The sequence below is a fragment of the Psychrobacter immobilis genome, from assembly GCF_904846185.1.
Lineage (GTDB): Bacteria > Pseudomonadota > Gammaproteobacteria > Pseudomonadales > Moraxellaceae > Psychrobacter > Psychrobacter immobilis_B.
Map to the genome: position 1 here is coordinate 38,460 of NZ_CAJGZQ010000021.1, position 26,173 is coordinate 64,632.

20 protein-coding genes, 2 tRNA genes and 2 pseudogenes are annotated in these 26,173 nt (G+C 42.9%); 9 read left to right on the top strand and 15 right to left on the bottom strand.

The window, feature by feature from the left end:
- Positions 1 to 69: 69 nt before the first annotated feature.
- Positions 70 to 600: pseudogene (locus tag JMW94_RS11500) on the bottom strand (IS3 family transposase); the annotation flags it as partial.
- 80 nt (positions 601 to 680) lie between these two features.
- Between JMW94_RS11500 and JMW94_RS11505 the strand changes: the two are divergent.
- A complete protein-coding gene (locus JMW94_RS11505) occupies positions 681 to 1,019 on the top strand; it encodes a T6SS immunity protein Tdi1 domain-containing protein (RefSeq protein ID WP_227685499.1) in 339 nt (112 codons plus the stop codon).
- A 260-nt stretch (positions 1,020 to 1,279) separates the two neighbouring features.
- Here JMW94_RS11505 and JMW94_RS11510 read toward each other — a convergent pair whose 3' ends face one another.
- From JMW94_RS11510 to JMW94_RS11520, 3 genes are all read right to left on the bottom strand, one after another.
- Positions 1,280 to 2,014, bottom strand: coding sequence for a DUF305 domain-containing protein (locus JMW94_RS11510; protein WP_227685496.1), 735 nt, complete (start codon positions 2,012 to 2,014; stop codon positions 1,280 to 1,282).
- 125 nt (positions 2,015 to 2,139) lie between these two features.
- Positions 2,140 to 2,607, bottom strand: coding sequence for a DUF305 domain-containing protein (locus tag JMW94_RS11515; protein WP_227685497.1), 468 nt, complete (start codon positions 2,605 to 2,607; stop codon positions 2,140 to 2,142).
- A gap of 77 nt (positions 2,608 to 2,684) precedes the next feature.
- Positions 2,685 to 3,287: a DUF411 domain-containing protein gene (locus JMW94_RS11520; RefSeq protein WP_201604502.1), complete on the bottom strand. Its 603-nt coding sequence runs from the start codon at positions 3,285 to 3,287 to the stop codon at positions 2,685 to 2,687.
- Between the two features lie 223 nt (positions 3,288 to 3,510).
- On the opposite strand from JMW94_RS11520, the gene JMW94_RS11525 reads away from it, so the two are divergent.
- A complete protein-coding gene (locus JMW94_RS11525; RefSeq protein WP_201604503.1) occupies positions 3,511 to 4,278 on the top strand; it encodes a heavy metal response regulator transcription factor in 768 nt (255 codons plus the stop codon).
- 1 nt (position 4,279) lies between these two features.
- A complete protein-coding gene (locus JMW94_RS11530) occupies positions 4,280 to 5,761 on the top strand; it encodes an ATP-binding protein (RefSeq protein WP_201604504.1) in 1,482 nt (493 codons plus the stop codon).
- A gap of 288 nt (positions 5,762 to 6,049) precedes the next feature.
- Here the strand turns inward: JMW94_RS11530 and JMW94_RS11535 are convergent.
- The 4 genes and pseudogenes from JMW94_RS11535 to msrB all read right to left on the bottom strand — a co-directional run bounded on the left by JMW94_RS11535 (position 6,050) and on the right by msrB (position 7,629).
- A tRNA-Asp gene (locus JMW94_RS11535) sits at positions 6,050 to 6,126 on the bottom strand.
- 51 nt (positions 6,127 to 6,177) lie between these two features.
- A tRNA-Val gene (locus JMW94_RS11540) sits at positions 6,178 to 6,253 on the bottom strand.
- 304 nt (positions 6,254 to 6,557) lie between these two features.
- A pseudogene (locus JMW94_RS11545) lies at positions 6,558 to 7,043 on the bottom strand (glutathione peroxidase).
- 160 nt (positions 7,044 to 7,203) lie between these two features.
- Complete coding sequence (msrB, locus tag JMW94_RS11550; RefSeq protein ID WP_045448234.1) at positions 7,204 to 7,629, bottom strand: peptide-methionine (R)-S-oxide reductase MsrB; 426 nt, start codon at positions 7,627 to 7,629, stop codon at positions 7,204 to 7,206.
- A 646-nt stretch (positions 7,630 to 8,275) separates the two neighbouring features.
- Here msrB and JMW94_RS11555 point away from each other — a divergent pair.
- Positions 8,276 to 9,919 carry an aminotransferase class I/II-fold pyridoxal phosphate-dependent enzyme gene (locus tag JMW94_RS11555; protein ID WP_413786197.1) on the top strand — a complete coding sequence of 548 codons (1,644 nt, stop codon included), beginning with the start codon at positions 8,276 to 8,278 and terminating at the stop codon, positions 9,917 to 9,919.
- 108 nt (positions 9,920 to 10,027) lie between these two features.
- Here JMW94_RS11555 and JMW94_RS11560 read toward each other — a convergent pair whose 3' ends face one another.
- The gene (locus JMW94_RS11560) at positions 10,028 to 11,635 is read right to left on the bottom strand and encodes an inorganic phosphate transporter (protein ID WP_045448242.1); all 1,608 of its coding nucleotides are present in this window, start codon (positions 11,633 to 11,635) and stop codon (positions 10,028 to 10,030) included.
- A gap of 639 nt (positions 11,636 to 12,274) precedes the next feature.
- Positions 12,275 to 13,918: an ATPase gene (locus tag JMW94_RS11565; RefSeq protein WP_201604505.1), complete on the bottom strand. Its 1,644-nt coding sequence runs from the start codon at positions 13,916 to 13,918 to the stop codon at positions 12,275 to 12,277.
- A gap of 253 nt (positions 13,919 to 14,171) precedes the next feature.
- On the opposite strand from JMW94_RS11565, the gene JMW94_RS11570 reads away from it, so the two are divergent.
- The 5 genes from JMW94_RS11570 to JMW94_RS11590 all read left to right on the top strand — a co-directional run bounded on the left by JMW94_RS11570 (position 14,172) and on the right by JMW94_RS11590 (position 20,331).
- Complete coding sequence (locus JMW94_RS11570; protein WP_201604506.1) at positions 14,172 to 14,885, top strand: FFLEELY motif protein; 714 nt, start codon at positions 14,172 to 14,174, stop codon at positions 14,883 to 14,885.
- A 108-nt stretch (positions 14,886 to 14,993) separates the two neighbouring features.
- Positions 14,994 to 16,115 carry a bifunctional demethylmenaquinone methyltransferase/2-methoxy-6-polyprenyl-1,4-benzoquinol methylase UbiE gene (gene ubiE / locus JMW94_RS11575; protein WP_201604507.1) on the top strand — a complete coding sequence of 374 codons (1,122 nt, stop codon included), beginning with the start codon at positions 14,994 to 14,996 and terminating at the stop codon, positions 16,113 to 16,115.
- 111 nt (positions 16,116 to 16,226) lie between these two features.
- Positions 16,227 to 16,931 carry an SCP2 domain-containing protein gene (locus JMW94_RS11580; RefSeq protein ID WP_201604508.1) on the top strand — a complete coding sequence of 235 codons (705 nt, stop codon included), beginning with the start codon at positions 16,227 to 16,229 and terminating at the stop codon, positions 16,929 to 16,931.
- Positions 16,932 to 17,068: 137 nt separating this feature from the next.
- Entirely contained in the window at positions 17,069 to 18,730 is a 1,662-nt protein-coding gene (locus JMW94_RS11585) for an ABC1 kinase family protein (protein ID WP_201604509.1), read from the top strand.
- A gap of 185 nt (positions 18,731 to 18,915) precedes the next feature.
- Positions 18,916 to 20,331, top strand: coding sequence for an FAD-binding oxidoreductase (locus tag JMW94_RS11590; RefSeq protein WP_201604510.1), 1,416 nt, complete (start codon positions 18,916 to 18,918; stop codon positions 20,329 to 20,331).
- A gap of 92 nt (positions 20,332 to 20,423) precedes the next feature.
- On the opposite strand, the gene ruvB is transcribed toward JMW94_RS11590, so the two are convergent.
- The 5 genes from ruvB to JMW94_RS11615 all read right to left on the bottom strand — a co-directional run bounded on the left by ruvB (position 20,424) and on the right by JMW94_RS11615 (position 25,769).
- Positions 20,424 to 21,404: a Holliday junction branch migration DNA helicase RuvB gene (gene ruvB, locus JMW94_RS11595; RefSeq protein ID WP_045447074.1), complete on the bottom strand. Its 981-nt coding sequence runs from the start codon at positions 21,402 to 21,404 to the stop codon at positions 20,424 to 20,426.
- Between the two features lie 201 nt (positions 21,405 to 21,605).
- A complete protein-coding gene (gene ruvA, locus JMW94_RS11600; RefSeq protein WP_045446946.1) occupies positions 21,606 to 22,226 on the bottom strand; it encodes a Holliday junction branch migration protein RuvA in 621 nt (206 codons plus the stop codon).
- 93 nt (positions 22,227 to 22,319) lie between these two features.
- Positions 22,320 to 23,357, bottom strand: coding sequence for a class II fructose-bisphosphate aldolase (gene fba, locus JMW94_RS11605; protein ID WP_045446949.1), 1,038 nt, complete (start codon positions 23,355 to 23,357; stop codon positions 22,320 to 22,322).
- 551 nt (positions 23,358 to 23,908) lie between these two features.
- The gene (locus JMW94_RS11610; RefSeq protein WP_055123806.1) at positions 23,909 to 24,295 is read right to left on the bottom strand and encodes a hypothetical protein; all 387 of its coding nucleotides are present in this window, start codon (positions 24,293 to 24,295) and stop codon (positions 23,909 to 23,911) included.
- Positions 24,296 to 24,554: 259 nt separating this feature from the next.
- Complete coding sequence (locus JMW94_RS11615) at positions 24,555 to 25,769, bottom strand: phosphoglycerate kinase (protein WP_201604511.1); 1,215 nt, start codon at positions 25,767 to 25,769, stop codon at positions 24,555 to 24,557.
- Positions 25,770 to 26,173: the final 404 nt, after the last annotated feature.

The window sequence follows — 26,173 nt, forward strand, 5'->3', positions numbered from 1 at the left end:
TAGACACCTACTAAAAGGTTTTTATTAAAGTGAACCGCCCCGAGTATATCGGAGAGTGATTTACTTGAGTTAGGCAGCGATGCCTGACAGGATAAAATTATCATAATACCGCTTTTCAAATTCAAAAGGTGGCATATAACCAATCGTGCTATGCAATCGTGTTTTATTGAACCAGTCCACCCATTCAAGGGTTGACAGTTTAACATCATTTACACCGTTCCAGTTCTCTTTTAAATACTAGATTACTTCAGTCTTATATAGGCTATTGACCTTTTCAGCTAGTGCATTGTCGTATGAGTCACCTGTGGTGCCGACCGAAGCAATCACACCGCAGTCAGCCATCTTCTCAGTGTAGCGAATGGATAAATACTGAACGCCTCGATCACTGTGATGAATGACATCTTTGGGATTTTTTCTGTCTGCTATTGCTTGGTTTAATGCCGCCATCCCCATATCGGTGTTCATGCGATTAGAGACTTTCCAGCCCACAATAGCGCGAGCAAACACATCAATAATAAAAGCAGTATACACCCAACCATTCATTGTCTTGATATAAGTGAAGTCCGCCACCCAGAGCTGGTTAGGACGATAGGCATTAAACTGGAGAGAAGACAGGGTTTGCTTTTGAGATCACCCCTACTCTCGGGTGGGTAAGGCTAAAACAAGGTGACGCAAAAGATATAGCCACTGGGCTTGAGGATAGAAAGTTAGAATTATTTTTTGCTTTCCAACAAATTAAATATATTGAGATGGAAGACAACAACGACAAACCCCTATTCGACCGCTGCGTTAAAAAGTTTGGCGCACTTGACTATGATGAGATGTTTGGCTTTGTTCCTGCCCTTGCGATTAGTGACAATGCCTCTATCAAAAATATAGATAAGATGAATATCTTTGTACATCTCAATCTTTTACCCGACTTGATTGAAATTCAGTACATAGACTTTAAGAAGTTGGGACAAATGGCATTTGGTGTTGAAGATACTTCAACTTTGCCTGATTTAGATAATTTGAAATGATTCATAATGACATAAGCCACCTTCGGGTGGTTTAAACACAGTTATATTATCCTAGCAAGCCTTGCTCATATCAATGGCGTACCTAAGAGACTCAACCTTCTAAGGCTTATGGTCGACAAAGGTGGCGACGCGAATATTGATACAGGCAATGGCGGAATTTTAGAGAAGGTTAAGAAATGTAAAGCAGAAGAGGCAGCACCTTAAAAAATCTAAGACACTGCTTTTCATCTAAAATACATCCTTTCTTAAGCACTCATCATTTAACTATTGTGCTTGGCTATCCAGTTTTGCATTTGCTCAATTTCAGGCTGCTGCGCGTCAATTATTTGTTGTGCCAATTGACGCATTTCTTCATTTTTGCCATACTTTAGCTGTATTTTTGCCATATCTACTGCGCCAATATGATGCGGCAACATACCGCGAGCAAATGCCATATCTGGGTTAGGGTCAGCGATACCTGCCATCATTTCACTATGCATCGTATCCATACCTTTAGCATAAGCTGTCTGCATGGCTTCAGTATCAGACGTTGGCTCAGCAGCATCAGGATAGTTGGCAAGCCAGTTCTGCATTTGCTCGATTTCAGCTTTCTGAGCGTCAATAATCTCTTGTGCCAACTGACGCATTTCTGCATCCGTACCATACTTTAGCTGAATCTCTGCCATATCAACAGCACCTATATGATGACCAAGCATTCCTTGGGCAAAGGCAGCATCGGGATCATTGTATGCCATGCCTGCCATCATCTCATCATGCATCTTAGTCATAGAGTCATTATACTCTCCATGCATGCCCGTCATCGCATCACCTGACATATCATGACCTGCATGCGCATCCATCGCGCTAGTGTCTGTTGTAGCATTATTAACGGGAGCCGCCTCGTCTTTGACAGTAGCCTCTGTTACATCATTCGTCGGCTGACAAGCGCCAAGCATCATCATGGCACTGACACTAACTGCAAGCATGGCAAGACGTGAGTTTCTTATCATTTTCATGGTAGGTCCTTAATTACGATCATTTGGTAGTTATGGTTCATATAAAAACTGGCAAATCAGCTAAGATCCACCAGTTGGAAAAATCATTTAATTTATGTACTAAGAGCAGTGTGTTTTAAGGTTATTTACTCTAATGCTTCGATCAGTGCCTGCATCTCTTTAATTTCACGTTTTTGTGCTTCGATGATGTCATCAGCAAGTTTCTGTACTCTAGGGTCTTCTATATCGACTCTTGAGCTGGTTAAGATCGCAATTGAATGATGCGGTATCATAGCCTGCATCCAATCCACTTGATCGACGGTTGCTTGAGATCTGACGCCCCAGATACCCACGGCAAACATCAACACACTAAGACCATAAATCATTAAGTTGACCTTAGTTTTCTTGTACATATTGCTCATAAAGGCGAGCATAATCACTGCCATGCCTGCGCCCATATATAGCGCCATATAGGCTCTGGTCTCACTAAAATAAATATGATCCCACTCATAAGTATTGAAGTACATCATGATATACATCACCACGGTAGACGTCAGAATCATGAGGGTGAACTTTACATAAGGGTTCATCTGTTTTTGCTCTGCATGATTCATCAGTCAGTCTCCATCAATGCTGCAATCAGTACTACAATGAGTAGCTGAAATTTAAAAAATCTATCTAAAGTATTGGTTTATAGCTGCTGCTCTGCGGACTCAATCTCAGCGTATACTTGGTTTGTGCCATCTTTATTAATTTGCATAATTTGGTATGGCATAAACTTATCTTGATATTCCATACCAGGACTACCGACGGGCATACCCGGTACCGCCAAACCAATGGCTTGCTTTGGTGGATTTTGCAAAAACTCAGCCACATACTTGGCAGGAACATGACCTTCGATGACATAACCATCACTGGTAACGGCGGTATGGCAAGAACGCATCTCAGCAGGCACACCGTAACGCTCTTTAAATAATGACAAGTCTGCAACATCATGGGCAGTTGTCGTTAACCCATTATCTTCTGCGTGCCCTATCCATTCTTTACAACAGCCACAATTGGCATCTTTATAGACAGTGGCTGACACGTTCTTGAGCAGGTCTGGGTTGTTGGATGGTGTCACTGTTTGCTTACTCTGTATAGCGTTTGCCTCACCACTGCTGGCGTTAGCGGCATTGGCAGTAGAGGTGCTAGCATTAGAAGCATTGCTGTCAGATTGCCCACATGCTGATAATATGGCAGCGGTTAATAAGACCGCTGACCCTCGAACAAACTTAACGGTAAAAGGAATCATAGAGGCTTCTCATAGTGTTGAATATTTCATGGTGTTGAATATTAAAATTAGGATGTATTAAAGCCAAACTAGCATAGCCACTCTGACAGTCAGATGACGCCAAGATGACAATTTTGTCATCTTCTAGACTGAGCATAGGTTTATTACCAGTATTCCTCTATGATTGATAACAATAGAGACATTTTATATTGATCTTATCCTAAATAATTGGCGCGAGTATGCTATGAAAGTATTGTTAGTCGAAGATGAGTTATCGCTTGGCGACTACATTAAAAAAGGTTTAAGCGAGGCAGGTTTTATCGTTGAGCATAAAACCACAGGTTTAGATGGGTATCATGCATTGATGACTGAGGACTTCACTGTCGTGGTGATGGATGTGATGCTGCCTGATGTCAGTGGTTTTGAGCTGGTCAGTAACTATCGCGCTGCTGGTAACACCACCCCTGTATTATTTTTGACCGCAAAAGATGACCTTAGTGACCGTATAAAAGGCTTTGAGATTGGCGGTGACGATTATCTTACCAAGCCTTTTGCCTTCGCTGAGCTGTTGGTCAGAATCAAAAGCTTACTACGCCGTGCCAATCAAGCAGATTACACCAGCACAGTGCTTCAAATGGCTGATTTAAAACTGGATATCGCCAAACGTAGCGTGCATCGAGATAAGGGTTCTATCAAATTGACGGCCAAAGAATTTGCGCTATTGCAGTTTTTACTTGAGCATCAAGGCGAAGTATTGCCCCGTTCTGTCATCGCTTCACAAGTATGGGATATGAATTTTGATAGCGATACCAATGTGATTGATGTGGCGATAAGACGCTTACGAAGTAAAATCGACGATGGCTTTGAAAATAAGCTCATTCATACTGTACGCGGTATGGGCTATAAACTAGAAGCGGACAATAGCGCCGTTACAGGCAATAATGAAACTAGCATTGATATGAGTAATGAGGCTAATACAGTTTCTAAACTCAACCACGTTGAAGTGAAATAGCATGGCATATAAATCGGAGCATCGACGCTTGTCATTACTGTGGCGCACTACCCTAGTATTAACGGTATGTGTGCTGATATCTCAAGCTTTTTTGTACATATGGATACAGCGTTCGGTTAATGATCATTTTGAACAAATGGACTCAGAGATCCTGACTCACGCTGCGTTTAATTTACGACAGTACATGACAGAGGTGACATCGGATGATCAGCGCTCTGACAACCTTTCCGACCCTGCTCATCTCGCCAATACAGCATCATCTGTGGTAGATATCTTTCGACCAGATTATGAAGTCAAAACCATTATCACTGACCATAATGGACAAGTCATTAATAGTCAGCCAAAGGATTTTATTGATAAACTCAATGACTCCCAATTGGTCGAAAAACTATGGCAGCAGCACCGCGATCAACCCTTTGACTTGCAGCTTAATCATCGTCATTATCGCGCGCTGGTCATTGAGCACTCTAATCGCTTGGCATTAATCGCGCTACCGATTGATGTGCATCATCAATACCTTGCCCAGTTTAATCACCATCTTATTCTGATACTTATTGCGATTACTTTTATCTTGGTATCAGTGGCGGCTTTTAGCGTCTATTTAGGATTCGCCCCCTTAGCGACCATCAGTCAAAAAATGGCACGTATCAACGCCGAGCAGTTAGACGATAGAATCATCGTCTCTGAAATGCCAAGCGAGCTGCGACCCTTGGCTGACGCTTATAATGCCATGATGGATAAACTCGAACACAACTTTGCTTCATTATCACAGTTTTCAGATGACATTGCTCACGAACTGCGCACACCACTGGCAACGTTAAGCACTCAAACTCAAGTGATGCTCAGTAAACCTAGAGACCATCAAGAATATGTCGAGCAGCTACATCATCAACACGACACGCTCAAGCAACTATCCCTGCTAATTAACAATATGCTATTGCTAGCAAAAACTCAAAAAGGTCTCTACGACTCACAACGTCATCTTGTCGATACCAACTCACTGATAATTAAGCTCATCGATTATTTTGAGCTGATAGCCGAAGAGCGCGGTATCTCTTTTGAGAAAAAGGGTGTGTTTGATGTGGTATTAGGGGATGAGAGCTTATTACAAAGGCTGTTTGCCAACTTGATATCCAATGCGATTTACTACGCCGCCAGCGACAGTATCATTACTATTACTGCCGTTTCTAAGACTGCTAGCCTCATAAAACATAACGCTCACGCCCTTAGAGAAACGGCTCAGCAGCCATCGCTAAACATCACCATCACTAATCGCTTGCAGACGCCTCTAACTCAAGCGGAAGCAGATAGACTGTTTGAACGCTTTTATCGTCATCACAAATCCAATCATCAGCATTCGGGCACAGGGCTGGGATTGGCCATCGTACAAGCGATCGTTAATGCCCATAACGGCAAAGTCAGTATTACCATTAAGGATGGGTATTACTTTCAAGTTAACGTACAGTTATTAAAAGAATCATAGGGCGTGTTTAATCGAGAAATGGTCACCGTTTGGTCACCGAGCAGGTGGTCAGCAAGGAGGTGATCAGCGATTTTCAAAAGGTAGAATGTATGCAAACAAACTTATAGCTAATACATCACTAAAGAGTAGACCTTTTCTTAATGGCTAATAGAAGTAGGATATATAGCCCTTATGCATAAAGGCTTTAAGGAGAAATACAGACACAAAAAAACCCCAAACAAAATTATGTTTGAGGCGAAACTTGCTTAAACTCGAGAGTTTAAATTTGTTTTAGCTTTTTACTAAATATGGCGCAGCGGACGGGACTCGAACCCGCGACCCCCGGCGTGACAGGCCGGTATTCTAACCAACTGAACTACCGCTGCTTAGGTCGTCTTAGCATCTTCTCTTATTACAGAGACACTCGCTAAAAAGAGTGGTGGGTGATGACGGATTCGAACCGCCGACATTCTGCGTGTAAGGCAGACGCTCTACCAACTGAGCTAATCACCCTGAGAAGCGTTAAAAAATTGCACTGCAATTTTAACTTCGCAATTTAAAACTCCTTAAAAGGAATTTTATAGAAAGTCTAATCTTTAAAGTTGTCACGCTTTAAGTCAGTAAAAATTCTAACAACATTGAACTTAATTAAGTCCCCTTGCTGTGGGTGTGTATTATATAGATTTACACATGGCTGTCAAACAGTATTTTCAGTTTTTTAACCTATTTTATAGGTTTTTATTTATTAATCTGACAAGCCTATGTTTTCATTGGATTTATATTTTTATAAAAAACCAATAAATTTTCAAGCATGACCCTATTTACTGGCTAATGCTTGTTCGATATCCATTTTTATGGCTTCTGGTTTGGTGGTGGGCGCATAGCGGTCAATGACCTGTCCATCTTTACCAATTAAAAACTTAGTAAAATTCCATTTGATACCGTCTGTTAATACGCCACCCTTTTGCTCTTTAAGCCAATCAAAAATAGAATGAGCGTCTTTGCCATTGACATCAACCTTTGCCATCATTGGGAAACTGACACCATAGTTCTTTTGACAAAATGCGCCAATCTCCTCATTACTGCCTGGATCTTGCCCGCCAAATTGATTACAAGGGAAACCAATAACGACCAATCCTTGATTTTTATATTGCTAATATATTGCTTCTAGGCCTTCAAATTGCGGCGTAAATCCACATTTGCTGGCGGTATTGACGATTAATAACACCTTACCTTGATAATCAGCAAAGGCTTTTGCAGTACCGTCCATACGCTCAGCAGTAAAATCGTAAATCGTGCTCATCATTTGTCCTTAAATCGATTAGTTATTATTTTGATAGTCTTTTAAGCAGTGCTCATTTTTCAATAACATTGAAAACGTTAATAATACTAATCACTGGCAAGGCAGCATCTCGCGCTTCCCTGCCATGACTCTAAAATACTCTAAGCAATTTTTTTAACAATTACTTTTCAGATTTATCTAAATCAATAGACACAGAATTGATGCAATAGCGCATCCCCGTCGTCTCGCTTGGGCCGTCAGGGAAGACATGACCTAAATGTGCGCCGCAGTTACTACAGGTTACTTCTGTCCGCGTCATGCCAAGCGAATTATCCACATGCTCCTCGATAGCGCTGTTATCAACTCCTTGGTCAAAACTTGGCCAACCACAGCTGGCATCGAATTTATTGCTTGAGTCAAATAAGCTCGCACCGCAGCCTTTGCAGCGATAAATACCGTCATCAGTCGCATCGTTATATACGCCCGTAAATGGGCGTTCTGTACCCTTTTCACGCATCACATGATATTCATCAGCACTCAAACGCTCTTTCCAATCAGCTTCTGTTAATTGGCTAATTTCTTCTTGGCTAAGTTGATTGTCTTGCATAATGTATCCTTAATTTGGGTATGTATTATCTCATCCATTAGTATTAGCTTTTATCTGCTATTAACTAACACTTTATCGCCATATTTTTATAAAAACGATGGGCCTTATCTATTGTTTATCCACTCAATATTCAAGGCATACATTACAAGAAAACCATCATAAACAAGTGATAGCGTAAGGTATTGAAAAAGCTATGATAAATAAAATACAGCAAATTTTCTTAACGTATCAATGAATACAGATGTAGCCATGATAATAACTCTCTGAAAGAAGTTTGATATATAGGGCGTGTCCTCAATTCAATTGATTATCTTCTAAATGAGCTAAAAATGGCTAAATTTTGCCAAACATCGTCAAATAGCTTAGCAATATCTCGATATTATTTGCGCTACTTTCCTTGTTTAACGACAATTTATCTCATTTTTATTACCATTTTTAAAATAAGGACACGGCCTAGTAGAGCAGCAATGAGGTAACTACAATACTATCAATGCAAGTTATTCTTGCATATATAAATACATCTTCCTTAAAAACAGCTTGCATTGATACTTGTAATGCAATAATATCTTGCATTAAGGCTTAATTAAAACAAATGCCTGCTTTCCTTCTCTCGACTACCAACTACTCAATAAAGGCTTGAATGATTATGGCTGATGACAAGAATAAAGGCTCACAAGCCGAAAGACTGGTACAGCTACGTCGTGATAAAGGGCTGACTGCTGAGCAATTAGCGCAAGCCATGACCGCAGCAGGCGCAAAAGTCAGTCGCGGTGCTATCTCGAATTGGGAGCGTGGCACCAATGGCATTGTGTCATCTAAGCTACCAACGCTAGCACACATTTTAGGCTGCAGCGAAGGCTATCTGTTACGCGGCGAACTAAAAAACGACAGTGATAATAATAAAGAAGTGAGTAAAAGCGCTCATTCTCATAACAAAAACAGTCAAAGTACGGCACCCGCTCAAGCTGATAAGATACATGACTCTCAAGCCAATCAAACGACTACAACTCCTATTATAGATACAAACTCACCAAATAACCCTATGAGTGGTCACACTATGAACACAATAAAAAAATCGGATAAATTACAAAATGTTTGCTACGACATTCGAGGCCCGCTATTACAAACAGCCAATAAGATGGAGGCAGAAGGCAAACGTATATTAAAGCTGAACGTCGGTAACCCAGCCCCCTTTGGTTTAGAAGCCCCGCATGAGATTTTGCGCGATGTGGCGATGAACCTACCAGACGCGACTGGCTATTCCGACTCGCAAGGGATTTTTTCAGCGCGTAAAGCTGTCCTACAGTACTATCAATCAAAGGGGTTGCTATCGGCAGTTGATGTTCGTGACGTCTATTTGGGCAACGGAGTTTCTGAGCTGATTGTAATGACCATGCAGGCTTTGATGAATGATGGTGACGAAGTGCTTATCCCAATGCCAGACTACCCGCTTTGGACGGCAGCGGCGAACCTAGCTGGTGGCACAGCGGTACATTATCGCTGTAATGAAGACGACAATTGGCATCCTGATATCGAAGACATTAAATCTAAAATCACCTCTAAAACCAAAGGTATCGTGGTGATTAACCCTAATAATCCAACGGGTTCACTTTATAGTGATGAATTACTCAAACAAATTATTGAGGTCGCTAAAGCACATGATTTAATCATCATGGCCGATGAAATTTATGATCGTATTCTTTATGATGATATGGTACACACCCCAATGAGCACCTTGACTGATGATGTGCTGGTGCTCTCATACAATGGATTATCTAAATCTCATCGTATCGCGGGATTCCGCGCAGGTTGGATGATGGTATCTGGCAAAAAGCACCATGCCACTGACTTTATCGAAGGCTTGGACATGTTAGCGTCTATGCGCTTGTGTTCCAACGTCCAAGGTCAGTATGCCATCCAAACGGCAATGGGCGGCTATCAAAGCATGAAAGAGCTCACGTCAGAGCGTGGGCGCTTATATAAGCAGCGTGAAATGGCTGTGTCACGGCTTAATGCGATCAAAGGTATCTCTTGTACCATGCCACAAGGCGCGTTTTATTGCTTTCCAAAGATGGACCCTAATGTTTACCCTATCGAAGATGATATGGCATTTATGATGGATTTGCTTGTTGAAGAAAATGTCTTAATGGTGCAAGGAACAGGCTTTAACTGGGATAAGCCCGATCATTTCCGCTTGGTGTTTTTGCCAAACCTACATGATTTAGAAGATGCCATGGATCGCTTAGATCGCTTCTTTGCCAAAAAGCGCAAACAATTTGGTACCGAATAAACCTTAACTTGACATAAAAAAAACGCTTATCGGCATGATGCTGATAAGCGTTTTTTATTTGAAACGTGCTTATAAATAACGTTAAATAAGACTTAATAAGCGTACGTGTTAAAAAATATTGACCAAAATAATATAACTGATTGCAGACATTGCCGCTGCTGCAGGAAGCGTAATGATCCATGCCAAACCGATAGGTTTCATCAACGCCCAATTGGTGTCTCTATTGACGATACCGATACCCAGTACTGCACCGACCAAGGTATGCGTGCTTGATACGGGCAGACCCATGGTTGACGCGCCCATTACCACTGCAGCCGCAGCCAATTCAGCTGAAAAACCAGAAGCGGGATGCATTTTTGCCAAGTTGGTACCAACCGTTTGAATGACTTCTTTACCAATGAACCAAAGACCAACGATAAGCGCAACACCAAAGGTCAGCATAACCGCAGGCGGTACAGCGGCTTCAGTCGCAATGCTATTGGTACGGATAACATCCATAATCGCGGCAAAAGGGCCGACTGCATTGGCAATATCGTTTGAGCCATGGCTAAAGGCAAAAGCAGAGGCGGTAAAGACTTGCATCCAGCTAAACATAATAAACGTCGCTTTAGTCAAATCCTCTTTATGTTTACCGCGAATACTCTTGGTATAGATAAAGGTCGCAAGCCACACCAGCGCCGCGATCATACCCATGATTAAAAAGCCTTGCAGCGTCGTCATGCCATTATTGACATTCTTTAGCCCCTTAAAGATGACCAAAGAGGCCATGACCGCGCCGCCTGCAGCCGCAATGATAGGAACCCATTGCTTCAACGCTTTTAGCGTATCAAGGTTGCTGCGTTCATTTTCAATCTCATAAAGCTGTTTATAGTAGTCAGTCTCTAAATCTTCAACATCGCAATCATCATCTTTGTAGATTTCTTGATCACGCAACATCGCTGACGTATAGGCAAGTTGTTCTGATTCTGTTAAACCGTCTAAAAACTCTTTGTGGTTTTGTTTTAAGGTTTTTTTGTCACCTTTCAAAGTCGCAATGTGCGCCTCTGTTCTATCATTATATTCGATGATATTTTTCTTAATCTGTCCATATAATACATAGGACAAAACGCCGCCCAATAGCGGTGATAATACCCAAGAAATCGCGATGGTGCCAATCGTACTCCAATTCACCGTTGATAATGCCATTTCAGTACCACCTAACGTGATACCTAATACAATAGAGCTACCAACAACGCCGCCAATAATAGCGTGCGTAGTTGAAACGGGCAGACCTTTTTTGGTGGCAAATAACAGCCAAAATGCGGCAGCGATGAGCGCTGACAGCATGACATAAATGAATTGGTTGGGCGTTACTGAAAGACCATCTAAATCGACAATGCCGCTTCGAATGGTATCGGTGACTTCACCACCTGCCAGTACGGCTCCGGACACTTCAAATATCGCTGCGATACCCAACGCTTGTGGAATGGTCAATGTCCCTGCACCTACTGAGGTACCAAAGGAGTTGGCGACATCGTTACCACCAATATTGAATGCCATAAAGACACCAAAAGCAGTGGCCACAATAAATAGCGTCGTCTGTTGACGCATCGTGTAATCTAGACCCCACCACAAAAAGTAGGCGGTCATCGCAATCAGTAAAATGGCAAAAAATAGATTTATTCTCATAGAACCGACTGATTTGACTGGCTCTGTAGAACTGTTGCTGATACCCATACGTTGATACGTCCTGCGTAAGCTGATTGAAATTATAGGCGGTTGATGACATTGCGCGGCTATTAATAATGCTCGTGATAGCTTCTGACATTAATATAACGTATATGAAACGCGCAATATGCTTGCTAAAAAACGGTTTTTCTTACTGCTATCTTGGTGCTCTACCCTAACGCTTATCTTTTATTTACTCGTATTTTATTTTACGTAAAGGCAGTAAATAAGGTAAAACACATCACTCAATATGTCACAAAGCCGCAAGGAATATTGCCAAATCGTCTGATTACAGCAGCTTGCGGCTTAGAGATGTCGTAGTAATAATTTTGGTTCTAATAACTGCTATTGTAAGAACCTTTGCCAAATTTATTAACCAGAGTGATTAAAATGTCTGTGTCAAAGGGTAAAAACACTCTACTCACTCAGTGAGTTTCGTGCACAGCAGGAGCTATTACGCGCCTATTATATTAAATATAAGCGCATAATGCATGATGATATTGCAAGATTTGTAACTGCCAGCATATGTGTTAGAAAACATCCTGCTGTAACGCAGCATTATACTCTCTTTCCCTGAATTTATTTAACGTTAAATATATAATTATGGCGCTTTGTAACCAGCTACCTAATTGAATGACCAATCGCATATCAGCTGCCACACACCGCTGATAGTTGCTTAATCGCATGATCTAAAACATCCAAACGTGCTTGACGCTTCTCATTGGTCGCGATGACGCACCACGGTGCGTGCTCTGTATCGGTACGTGCCAGCATATCCGCCGCAGACTGCACATAATCCGACCATTTATCACGGTTACGCCAGTCATCATCCGTCAGCTTAAACTGCTTGTGCGGTGTCTCCTTACGTGCCTCAAAACGTTTAAGCTGTTCTTTTTTATCGATAGCCAACCAGTATTTGATAACGATTGTCCCCGCCGCGGCTAAATCCGCCTCAAAGCGATTGATTTCATCGTAAGCACGCTGCCATTCCTCATCAGTGGCAAAACCCTCAATGCGCTCAACCAAAACGCGCCCATACCAAGTCCGATCAAAAATGGCAATACGGCTAATACGGTCGGTTTGCTCGTTCGGAAGTTTGGTCCAAAAACGCCATAGATAAGGATGTTGCAGCTCATACAACATTGGCGCACTGATATTATAAATTTGATACTCGCGTGGGTCGAGCGGCGCAACCAATCTTTTAATCGCGCCACCTTTGCCAGCAGCGTCCATTCCTTCAAAGGCAAAAACGATATGACGCCCTTTGCGCGCACGCAGCAACTGGGCAAGGCGAACTTGTTTTTCTAACAACTCATCACGGTAGTCCGACTTATCAATCTCTGCATCATCGATATCTTTCAAATATTTAGGAATTTTTACAGGTTCAAACTTTGCTGATTTGAGTGCTTGCTGAACTTGCTTCTTAGCCTTTGATTTATCAGAGGTTTTTACTGTATCTATTTTACTACTCATTAGCGCGGTTTGCATCGCTTGTAGCACTTCATGGCAAAAATGGTCAGCCGCATCTGACTTGTCATCACCATCAATGATGATCCAATCATCTTGCTGGCGTAGCAGAACAGTAGCCACTTGATTAAAGGTTTCGATAACTTTTTTACTATTCCAGTCAATTTGGTATAAAAACTGCGGATCGGCTTCATCGTCATTCAGTCGCGCTTGCAACGTTTCAATATCCACATGGAACCAGCATTTAAGCAGTCGGGTTTGATTGGCAGCTAGGTCTTGTTCGAATGCTTGTAGCTTGATAAGCTGCTGCTGTAAATATGCTTGCCATTGCGCAATCGGTAACGCTTTGTCGTTGTCAGACTTGTCATTGTCTGACGTTGCCATACGCATGACGTTATAAAGCAAGTCAGCATACCAGTTGCCAAAATAAACCATCACATCGCCATGACGGGGTAACGCCTTGGTATGTGCCTGCCAAATCGGCTGATACGCTAAGGGACAATCACCAACGGTTGCCTCAACTTTAAGTAGTCGAGGATCTACCCATTGGCGCAATTGCTTGACAGCGGTGCCCTTGCCTGCCTGCTCCATACCATTGACCAATACCAATAGCCCTGTTGGTTTATTGAGGATTGGCGGCGTCTGTTGCCGCGTTGCTCGTAGAGCATATTGGGCCGTGACCAGTGCCAATCTCAGTGCATCTTTGTCCATAGAAAACTGGCTCAGGGGATTGGGGGTTAGGCGCTCATCGACAATTTGCTCACTAAATCGTGCACTTAGCGCTTGTGGTGCGGTGGATTCAGTCGTCTTATTATTTTTGCTCATAACTGTCATCATCCTATGATTGAAAGCATATTAGCGTCATCATAGCATTGCAGCAATTCGGTAAATAACGCTGCTATGTAACAGTTTGACATTTGTATTCTGCTTTATTTTCTTTTAAGGTGAACACAATCTCAGACACATGCTGTAATCACGCTCTATAAATACAAAAACCAAAAGTATAAAACATGGTTTATCCTGAGCTTTTTATTTGCAACCTTTTAACCCTCTTTACTTTTATGCAGGTTTACTGACCATGGCCTCTTTAGCCGATTTACAACAACATTTGAACCGTTTTTGGGCACTGCCTTATCATGAAAATTTGGCATTAAACGATAAACTCAGCGAGGTGCAAGCTTGGCAACGAGATCGTATTCAAAACACTCATAAAGACTTGTTCGAGCAACCTCAAAATCAGCTGATGGCAGATTATTTTTTGACACAATTGTATGGCGGCGATGAGTTTAAATTATTGGCCAGACAGTTAGAACGCATTGTACCCAAGGCACAAAAAGTCGAGCGTTTTGCGCCAGCAGCGGCTTTAGAAACCGGTAGCATGGCGATACAAGCAGCTATCTTAGCGATAGAACTGGATTTACATTTAGCAGAATGGCTATTGGCTCAAGATTTAGCCGTTAACGAAGACAACATGCTGAACGCCTATCGTGCGGTCAATGAAGCCGACACCAGACGTATCCAAATTGGTCACTTAAAAGAGGTGTGCTATCGTACTGATAAGTATATAAACTCTTTTATGTTGCAAAAAGCCTTTGCCTTAGCAAAAGGCACCGCCTACCGTTACAACTATCAGCCTTTGTATGAATTTATCGATTCAGGCTTTAAAGCGATGAAACCACTAAAAAGTGTCAGCGGCTTTATTGAACCGTTTTGTGAGCGTGAGCTTGAGATTATTGATCAGGTTCATGATATGGATAATGGCAGTAAGCCCTTAGCGTTTGGTGTATCATAGAGTTGATCAGAGACTCAGCTAACTGATGAAAATTCGTTAGCGGACACAATATATAGTCAAAAAAATATCTCAAAAAATAATCATAAAAGTGAATCACAGGATAATGCTATGACCGATAACACCCATAATAACAACGCGCATCTCAATCAAAAACCTACTATCAATGGTCATTTACAAGATAAATTGGTCAGAGATAGCATCACCCACAATCAAAATATTACGGCACAAGTACAAGCACGTCGAAGCTATGAAACTAATACCACGCTTAATACAGGTATTGATGCTGGCGTCGAAAACAGCAAGAGAAATGACTTTACACAAGTCCAAGACCTACCAACGGGAACGCCACAAGGCCAACAAACCACTATGCCAAATAATACTACCAGCAACACTGTAGACAATGCATCTGCACAAACACAAACCGCCAAACAAACACTTTTTAATCAGCGTGATGACATCAATAACCCACATACGCCTGATACCGATGGTAATGAAGAAACACATTTTGGCTATAAGACTGTCAATAAAGCTGAAAAGCAAGCACGGGTTGCCGATGTTTTTACCTCAGTTGCCAAAAAATACGACATCATGAACGACTTAATGTCATTTGGTATTCATCGCCTATGGAAGCGTTATGCCATTAGCTTATCAGGCGTGCGTGCGGGTCAGCATGTACTTGATATCGCTGGCGGTACAGGTGATTTAGCCAAAGTATTTAGCCGTGAAGTCGGTAGAAATGGCCATGTAGTGTTATCAGATATAAATGCCGCCATGCTAGAAGTCGGTCGTGAACGCTTAATCAATGCTGGCTGCAACAACGTCGATTTTGTACTTGCCAATGCAGAAACACTCGCGCCATTTGATGACAATAGCTTTGATTTGGTCACTATCAGCTTTGGTCTCCGTAATGTCACGGATAAAGACGCAGCGCTCAAATCGATGTATCGCGTGCTGAAGCCAGGTGGACGTTTATTAATTTTAGAATTCTCAAAACCTGTATTTGAGCCATTGTCTAAAGCCTATGATTTATACTCATTTACCGCCTTACCTATTATGGGCAAGCTGATTGCCAATGATTCTGAGAGTTATCAATATTTGGCCGAATCGATTCGTATGCATCCTGATCAACAGACGTTGAAACAAATGATGCAGCAAGCGGGCTTTGAAAATTGTGATTATCATAACTTGACGGCTGGTATTGTCGCTGTCCATCGCGGCTTTAAAGCGTAAGATTAAGTTAAAAACTATCGTAATAGACATGCCATCACGTAAAGTGGTGGCAACCGACCTTTACAAATGATGCGCTCTTTTAAGGCGCTCAACTGACTATGCGAGAGCTTTATGCTGACTGTTCTACTTTTGGCGGGTGCCGAAAAGCTGATTAACCTTGCTATTGCTAGTGATGAAATTACCAAATCAGGATTGGCACCGCTTGCTGGAAAAGTGTTGCGACTCAATATGGCAATGCCTGAGATTCGTTTGGATATTTTATTCACTCATGAGCGTTTGCGTTTTGAGCCGGTGACAACCGAGAGTGTGTTTGAGCAAAGGGGCGCGATGAACGAGCACCAACAAGCCACTATGGAGCGCGCACGGATTGGTCATAGTCGTCCAGACTGTACCATTACTGTAGATAACCCAGCGCAACTGCTGAATCTGATGCGTGGTAGCGAAGGCAATTTACCTATCGCGGGTGATTACAAGGTACTAATGCAGCTCAAACAACTGGTCGCAGGCTTTGACCCAGATGTCGCAGGACAGCTTGAGCCATTTATTGGTAAGCCGATGGCCAGTCAGTTACATCTACTTATATCACAGCTAAAAGGTAGCTGGCGTCATAGTGCTAAACGCGCTTTTGACGATGTCAGCGACTGGGCTAATGAGGTGGCAGGTAATAGTGCTCCTGATCCTACCGAGGCAGCAGAAGTAAACGACCTTAAGCAGCAACTGTTAAAGCTGCGGGCTGATGTCGAACGTGAAGAGGCCAAACTTGCTGCTATCAAAGATGAACAGGCACGCTTTCTCAATAACTTGTTTCATCAATAACTGTTGTCGTCGATGATCGCTAAATCCTATTATCGACAGCACTTTTTATAGATAAGTGCAATTTATAGATAAGCACAGTTTATAAATAAGTGCAGTGCCCACCCTATTTTCGACTTTCTTTAGAGTACCCATACCTCATGCTATTATCTCATCGCGCCCGTTTACTTGAGCTTTGGCGTATCGCCGCAACTTATCGCATCGATACTCATCTTTCTATCGAAGACGCGCCACAGCTGCAACCTTTGGCGCGTTTGATTCGCCTACATCCAGCGGCGTGGGGTAAAAAACACCAACCCAATGCGATTAAATATGCGCTTGAAGACATGGGCACGCTGTTTTTAAAGCTTGGCCAACTGCTGTCAACGCGTCGCGATTTAGTGCCGCCTGAGATTATCGAACAATTGGTTCAGCTACAAGACAAAGTCAAACCTTTCAATTCTGATGTGGCCATTACCCAAATCCAAGACCCCAAACACGGTCTTGGTCAATCGATTGGCACCTTGTTCGCACGCTTTGATGTCAAACCTCTAGCGGCGGCTTCTATTGCCCAAGTACATACTGCTGCATTGCATGATGGTCGTGAAGTGGTGGTAAAAGTGGTGCGTCCTGATATCCGTACCACCATCATTGCTGATTTTGAGCTACTACGTGAGCTGGCCAATTGGGTATCAGCGCGTATTGAAGCGGCACGTGCCATCCATATCGTCGATATTGTCGAAGACTATCGCCAAGTGATGTTAAACGAGCTGGATTTGACCTTAGAGGCAGACAATACCACTCAGATGCGCAACAACTTCTTGGGTTCCGCATTGATGTATGTACCAGAAGTCTATGATTCTGCCAAAAATGTGATGGTCATGGAGCGTATCCAAGGCGTTCCTATCTCGCAAGTTGCAGTGTTTGATAAGCTAGGTTATGACCGAGCAGCACTAGCAGAAAAAGGCTTAACGATATTTTTTACCCAAGTATTCCGCGATAACTTCTTCCATGCCGATATGCATCCGGGTAATGTGTTTGTAGAGACGCCGCCGGTTAAAACACTCACCGCAGATATGGCAGCGGTTGACTTAGGGCATGAACCACGCTATATCGGACTTGATTGCGCCATCATGGGTACACTATCAAAAGACGATCAGCTTATCGTCGCGCGCATGCTGTTGGCGGTGATGAATAACAACTTTACGGCGATGGTTGATATCGTCAGCCGTGCCGGTTGGATTCCACCAAATACAGACAAGCATGCCCTGATGCGCGATATGAAACGCACGGTTGGACCTATGCTACAAAAATCTATTAATGATATCGACTTTGCTGGTGTCTTAATGCAAATTTTAGATATCGCACGTCGTCACCATATGAGTATTCCGCCGCAACTCATGCTGCTATTGAAGACCTTGGTTCATGTCGAAGGACTCGGTCGCGACTTGTATCCTGACCTTGATATCTGGTCACTTGCCAAGCCGATTTTAAGCAGCTGGATTAAAGAGCAGCTCGATCCGATGCGTAACTTGCAACACTTACGCCAACAGTTGCCAGAGATTTTATTATCGACGACTGATATTCCAAAGCTACTGGATCAAGGCTTACAAAGCATTGCCTCACAAGGGTCACGCCAAGACAGTCAACTGCGAGAAATACAACAAATTCGTGCGGATATGCTTAATGATCGCCGCCGAGATTGGCTAGCACTGTCAGGTTTTGCCATTTTCATCGCCATTGCAACACAGGTTGTTGGCTGGCTCTCGCCTATCTTTTATATATTGGCTATTTTGGTTGTCGTTTGGCGTATTTTCGCCTAACGCTCTGTTATTTTTAATAAAAATAAGTATTGGTTAATAGCCATTACTATCTAATTTTTATTCAATAAGCTCTCACTCACTTTCATTGCTTTTTAGTGACATTTAAAGTGAGTGAGAGCTTAGTTTTTACATTGCCTCATTTCTCATTGTGTCGTTAAAAAAGACGCCCTGTATAGGAGTCGCCCATGTCTACCTCTAAAATATCAAGTGCTAAAAAAGACCACAGCGAGGCTATTGCTGCCTTACAAACTCGTTTCGGTAAACAACTTACTACCAATATAACGGTACGTGAGCAGCATGCGCATACGATGACGTGGCTTGCCAATCAGCCACCCGATGCCGTCTTGACAGTACAAGATAAGCACGAGGTAGCAGCTGCAATGGAGATTTGCAATCAGTATCAAATGCCAGTGATTGCATTTGGTATTGGCTCATCCTTAGAAGGTCAATTAAATGCGCCTTATGGTGGATTATGCATCGATATGCATGCGATGGATGCAATATTGCAGGTACATAATGAAGATCTGACGGTGACCGTACAACCAGGCGTCACACGTGAGCAGCTCAATCACTACTTACGTGATACAGGACTGTTTTTTCCAATAGATCCGGGTGCCAATGCCAGTATCGGCGGTATGGTCGCCACTCGCGCTTCAGGCACCAATGCGGTACATTATGGCACGATGAAAGATGTGGTACTCGCGCTTGAGATAGTCACCGCTAGTGGAGAGATTGTCCGCACTGGTACCCGTGCCAAAAAATCTGCAGCCGGTTATGACTTGACGAGATTAATGATCGGCTCAGAGGGTACGCTCGGTATCGTCACCGAAGTCACACTTAAACTGTTCGGTATTAGCGAATGCATTGGTAGCGGTATTTGCCATTTCCCAACGATTGAAGATGCCTGTCAGGCAGTGATGCTGACCATTCAAATGTGCTTGCCGATTGCGCGCATTGAGTTACTTGATGCCATGCAAATTAAAGCCTGTAATCAATATGCCAATCTTGATCTAGATGAGACCCCTACCCTATTTGTAGAGTTTCACGGCACAGATGCCAGCGTCTCTGAACAAGCTCAAATGTTTACGGATATTATCGAAGAATTCGGCGGTCGTGACTTCGCTTGGGATACCAATGAAGCAGAGCGCAAGCGTCTGTGGCAAGCACGGCATAACGCTTATCATGCCAGCTCTGCTCTACGACCTGAAGCCAGCGCCTTATCGACGGATGCTTGTGTGCCCATTTCACGCTTGGCTGAATGCGTCAGTGCCACGGCAAAAGACATCGAAGCGTCGGGTATGATTGGGCCTATCGTCGGTCATGTTGGCGATGGTAATTTTCATGTTTTGTTATTGGTCGATACCGAAAATCCTGAAGAAATCGCTACTGCTGACGGCATTATCAGCCGCTTAGCTACCCGCGCTATTGAAATGGATGGCACTTGTACAGGTGAGCATGGCATCGGGCAAGGCAAACAAAAATATATGCAGCAAGAGCACGGTAACGCCTTAGTGCTGATGCAAGCAATTAAATCAGCTCTTGACCCTAAAAACATCTTAAATCCAGGTAAAATATGGCCTGAGCCTTTACCCACTGTTTAACTGTCAAATGGTGCTTATAAGAAACCAAAGCCTAAAAAACACCCCTACGTTTAACTAGAGTATTAAACGTAGGGGTGTTTTTTAGGCTAATTTCATAACATCTGGTCAATCGCCATCTGGGTCAGTACGCGTCCACGAGCGGTACGTAATACGTAGCCTTGCTGAATAAGATATGGCTCAATCACATCCTCAAGCGTACCGCGATCTTCAGCCATTGCTGCTGCTACCGCTTCAACGCCAGCTGGACCACCATCAAAACGTTCGTGCAATATCTCAATATAACGTCTGTCCAAATGATCAAGACCACGTCTATCAACTGCCAGCATATCGAGCGCACTGCCCGCAATCGCGCCATTGATACTACCGTCGCCTCTCACTTCAGCATAATCACGTACACGGCGTAATAAACGATTGGCAATCCTTGGCGTGCCACGCGCACGGCGAGCAATTTCCACCGCGCCATCTTCACTCATCGGTACACGCATCAAACGGGCGGCACGACTCACAATCGTGGTCAAATCAGCAATATTATAAAATTCGAGCCGCTGCACAATGCCGAAACGATCACGCAGTGGTGAGGTCAATAATCCTGCTCGCGTGGTTGCCGCGACTAAGGTAAACGGCGGTAAATCAAGCTTGATAGAGCGTGCCGCAGGCCCTTCACCAATCATAATATCCAGCTGAAAGTCTTCCATGGCGGGATACAGTATCTCTTCAATAACGGAACTCAATCTATGAATTTCGTCGATAAATAGCACATCACCCTCTTCTAGATTGGTTAGCATGGCTGCCAAATCACCGGGGCGTTCAAGCACAGGTCCTGAGGTAGAACGCAAGTTACCACCCATTTCACGAGCAATAATATTGGCAAGCGTCGTTTTTCCAAGACCGGGCGGACCAAAAATCAAAGTATGATCTAATGCCTCACCCCGACCACGCGCTGCGCCAATAAACACTTCCATCTGCTCACGTACCACTGGCTGACCAATGTATTCAGCCAATAATGCCGGTCGAATATTAGAATCAGGCGCATCGCCTGCCCCTTCGAATGGATTAATCAAACGATCTTGCATCATAGGTTTTATCATTATATTAAATCATTATCTTTAAAGAATAGGTATAAATAGCATAACCAAACGCTACGTATAAGTCATGCAAAACATCATAAAACAGCTACCAAATAAATCACAGCCTAAAACGAAAATAAGCGACAATGAATGTCGCTTATCTGTTTAAGATTTATTGATACTTATTAATAGTGTGAGCTGAATGAATCAAAATCCTGACAACTGTTGCAATGTGGCTTTTAGTAAACCTTGCGTATCGGCAAAGGTATTACCATTACTCTTAGCGGCTTTAATCGCTTGCTGTGCCTCTCTTTCTTTATAGCCCAAGCTAATCAACGCGCCTTCTACCTCAGCGATGATGCTGCCCTCGTGAGATACCTCAGCAGGTTGCATGGCAAACTCTAAATGACTGCTATCGACTTCGATATTTTTCAGCTTATCTTTTAGCTCAATCAATAAGCGCTGCGCTGTTTTTTTACCGATACCCGGAATACGGGTTAATGCCGTCTCTGATTCTTGCTCGACATGCATCTTTAGCTCAGCAGCTGACATCGCAGATAGCATTGCTAATGCCATTTTTGCCCCAACACCATTGATTTTAATCAATTGCCGAAAGACATCACGCTCTTTGCGATCGATAAAGCCATAAAGCAGCTGCGCATCTTCACGCACATGAAAATGCGTCCAAATACTCGCCTGCTCATTGAGACGCAACTGGCAAAATGACGGTAGCGGCAGCTCTATGTCGTAGCCGACACCAGAGGTAGTCATGACACAGGCAGTCGGTGCCATCAAATACTGCACTTGACCACTAATCAATCCAATCATAATCCACTACCTTTATTAGAGCTGATATAAAAAATGAACTGAGCTGCTATTTAATGATAAATGCTATTAAATAAGCATATCTCACCGACACGCTTATTTATAAAAATCGACCATACCTTCAAGACTGATCGGACGAATTTTATGTGCCTGACCCGCAGAACCAAAGGCTTCGAAACGATTGGTACAGATATCTGACATCGCAACCATAGAGGCTTTGAAGTATTTACGTGGGTCAAATTCACTCGGGTTTTCTGCAAGGAATTTACGAATAGCGCCCGTTGATGCCAAACGTAAATCGGTATCGATATTTACTTTACGCACACCATGCTTAATCGCTTCAACGATTTGCTCAACCGGTACACCATAAGTCTCACCGATGTTGCCACCATTTTCATTGATAACTTTTAGCCACTCTTGCGGCACTGATGACGAGCCATGCATGACCAGATGGGTGTTAGGAATACGGGCATGAATCTCTTTGACACGCTCAATCGATAGGATGTCGCCTGTCGGTGGACGGGTGAATTTATACGCACCATGACTGGTACCGATAGCAATGGCTAACGCATCGACGTTGGTGTCTTTAACGAACTGTTCTGCTTCATCAGCACTGGTCAATAGCTGCTCGTGATCCAATACGCCTTCTGCGCCAGAGCCGTCTTCTTCACCAGCCATACCGGTCTCAAGGCTACCTAAGCAACCAATTTCACCTTCTACTGAAACACCGCACGCGTGTGCCATCTTGACAACTTCGCGAGTCACGCTGGCATTGTAATCATAATCCATTGGCGTTTTACCATCTTCACCGAGCGAGCCGTCCATCATCACTGATGAAAAGCCAAGCTGAATTGAGCGTTGGCAAATCGCTGGTGACATACCATGATCTTGATGCATAACGACTGGAATATGTGGCCACTCTTCGATAGCAGCAATAATCAGATGACGCAAAAATGCAGAGCCTGCATAACTACGTGCACCAGCACTAGCCTGTACGATAACAGGAGAATCACAGGCGTCGGCTGCCATCATGATTGCACGCATCTGCTCTAAATTATTGACATTGTAAGCAGGGACACCGTAGTTATTTTCGGCGGCATGATCTAGAAGTTGACGTAACGATATTAAAGCCATAAGACGCTCTCTGATTAATTTTTGAATATGATATTAAGAAATCATTCTTAAAAATACGATGTTGCAACAATTGCCCTAAAACCCTAGCCTGATAATAGTCAGACCAGCAAAAAACCAGTGTTTTTTGATCGTAATTATTACGCCGTGATTATAGCAAAAATTGCCAGCGCTTCGTAGCGGTTAACCGACTATTTCTTTGCTTGATTCATCAAACAGAATGATAGCGAGTTTCATAAAACAATTTGATAAGTTCCATATGATACGCAGCTAATTGAAAAAACGGATAAACCTTGTGCACCATATTTTTGACTGACTAAGTCCTGCCCTCAATTCAATCAATGGATATTTAAATGGGCTAAAAATGAGGACACACCCTAACCTCTAGATTATGATTTTAAATACAAAAAAGCCTTGGCTATCACCAAAGCTTTTTAAATATTTTGAGGGCTTATACAGCAATCAATACCTGCAACCAACAGCTTAATAAGCTATTCATTAATCGATAAATTAGTAGATCAATGGCTTAGGTTCAGTTGCTTATGTATTGATGATTAGTACTGTTGTTCTGCTTCTACTGCGTTTTCACTGGCTTTATTCTCAACAGCAGAGGCGCCATCGGCAACCACTTCAGCAGTTTTGGCGACGGCTTCATTTGCGCCTACCACAACTGCTTCACCAGTGTTTTTTAGTGCATCTGTAGCAGCAACACCGGCAGTTTCAGCGCCTTCGGCAACTTCAGTACCAGCATCTTTTGCAGCAACTTCAGCTTCAGCAGCAGCGGCTTCTGTTTCAGCAGCGGCAGTATCAGCGTTAGCAGCAACATCATCACCAGCAGACTCAACAGCAGCTTCGGCGTTCTCTTCTGTTTGTTGGCTACATGCAGTGATTGCAAAAGTACCAGCAAGTACGCTAGCAAGTAATAAATGGCGTTTTAACATAATAAATCCCTCATAAATAAAGCATGTCAAATACATGATTTGCGCTATTTTATAGAGTGCAAATTAGACATGCAATCATAATTTTCAGTATAGAAACAAATAATTACTACTTAATAATAATGAGTGGCCACTGATTCTTATTTCTCTTAAAACAATAAGATAAGAATAGTAGCCAAAATATTATTGATACAGCGTACATGAGATGATGAGCCTAAATTGTACGGCTAATGTTACTCATCTGCTAAATATCGTTAAAGCGTTACGCATCAATCTGTAGAGCAGCAACCGCAGGCAATACCTTCCCTTCTACAAACTCTAAAAATGCGCCACCACCTGTTGACATGTAGCTAACGCCATCTGCCACTTGATATTTATCAATTGCAGCAAGCGTATCACCACCACCAGCAATCGAAAATCCTTCGCTGTTTTTAACGGCATTTGCCATGATTTGTGTGCCCTGACCAAAAGCATCGACTTCAAAAACACCGACTGGACCATTCCATAAAATGGTTTTTGCGTTGATAATAGCATCCGCTAATTGCTTAGCACTTTCTGGAGCGATGTCCAATATCATGTCATTTTCGCCAATCGCATCGACAGATTTGATGGTCGCAGTGGCTTGTTGTAATGAGCCTGTGAAGTCAGAAAAATCAATCTCATTTTTATCAGCAACGACAACATATTCAGGTAATAAAATCTCAGTCTTAGTCATAATGTCACGAGCTGTCTTAACCAAGTCCGCTTCATACAGTGACGCACCAACGCTATGACCTTGCGCGGCTAGGAAGGTGTTCGCAATACCGCCACCAACGATAATCTGCGAGCATAATTCAGACAAACTGTGCAGCACTTCTAGCTTTGTCGATACTTTTGAACCACCAACGATTGCCAACATTGGCTGTGCTGGGGTCTCAAGTGCCAAGCTTAACGCATCAAGCTCAGCCGCCAATAAAGGTCCTGCACAAGCTGTTTTTCCTGCTCGATGCATAGCTTGGGTAACACCTTCTGTTGAGGCCTGCGCACGATGTGCGGTGCCAAATGCATCCATCACGAATACATCACATAAGTCAGCGTACTTCTGTGCTAAATCCGCATCGTTTTTCTTTTCGCCCTGATTAAAGCGCACGTTTTCTAATAGCACGACCTCGCCTGCTTGAATTGCCACGCCCTCTGTAAGGTAGTCATTGTTTAAGCTAACGGGCTTTGAAAGTTGTGTGGCTAATTTATCGCTTAAATACTCAGCAACTGGTGCTAGCGAATATATCGATTCAGGACTGCCTTCAATCGGACGACCTAAGTGTGAACAAACTATAACGGCCGCGCCTTTTTCTAACGCCATCTTAATCGTAGGCAAACTGGCTTGCAGGCGTGCATCACTGGCGACTTTACCGTTTTTAATAGGCACATTGAGATCTTCACGAATCAACACCACTTTATCCGTTAAGCTCAGCTCACTCATACGCAAAAAATTCATTACCTGCTCCTATGCATCATCTCTTGTTAATCTATCGGTTGGCTTTTTAGTCATTGCTGAAAATATTTATCAAATTGGCTGCTCTTGTCTGTGGCTTTATAAAAGTAACCAAGCAAGAATTTGAGGCGGTGTATTCTAGCAGTTTTCTAGCAAGTGCTCATAAAGAACGCACTATTAAATTTTACTCGGGCGTGTACTCATTTTGAAAATGGGGATAAAAATAAGACAAATGGCTAAATTTTAATAAAAATCAGTAACATTTCGTGGTGGCACTTAGTATAGTAGAGTTCAGATAAAACCGATACAATACATAAAAACTAATCAACTATTCAGATAAACCATGACTTATTCAATCGACTATCGTAAACAAGTGCTGTCTAGCATCGATAATGGTCTGACTGTTA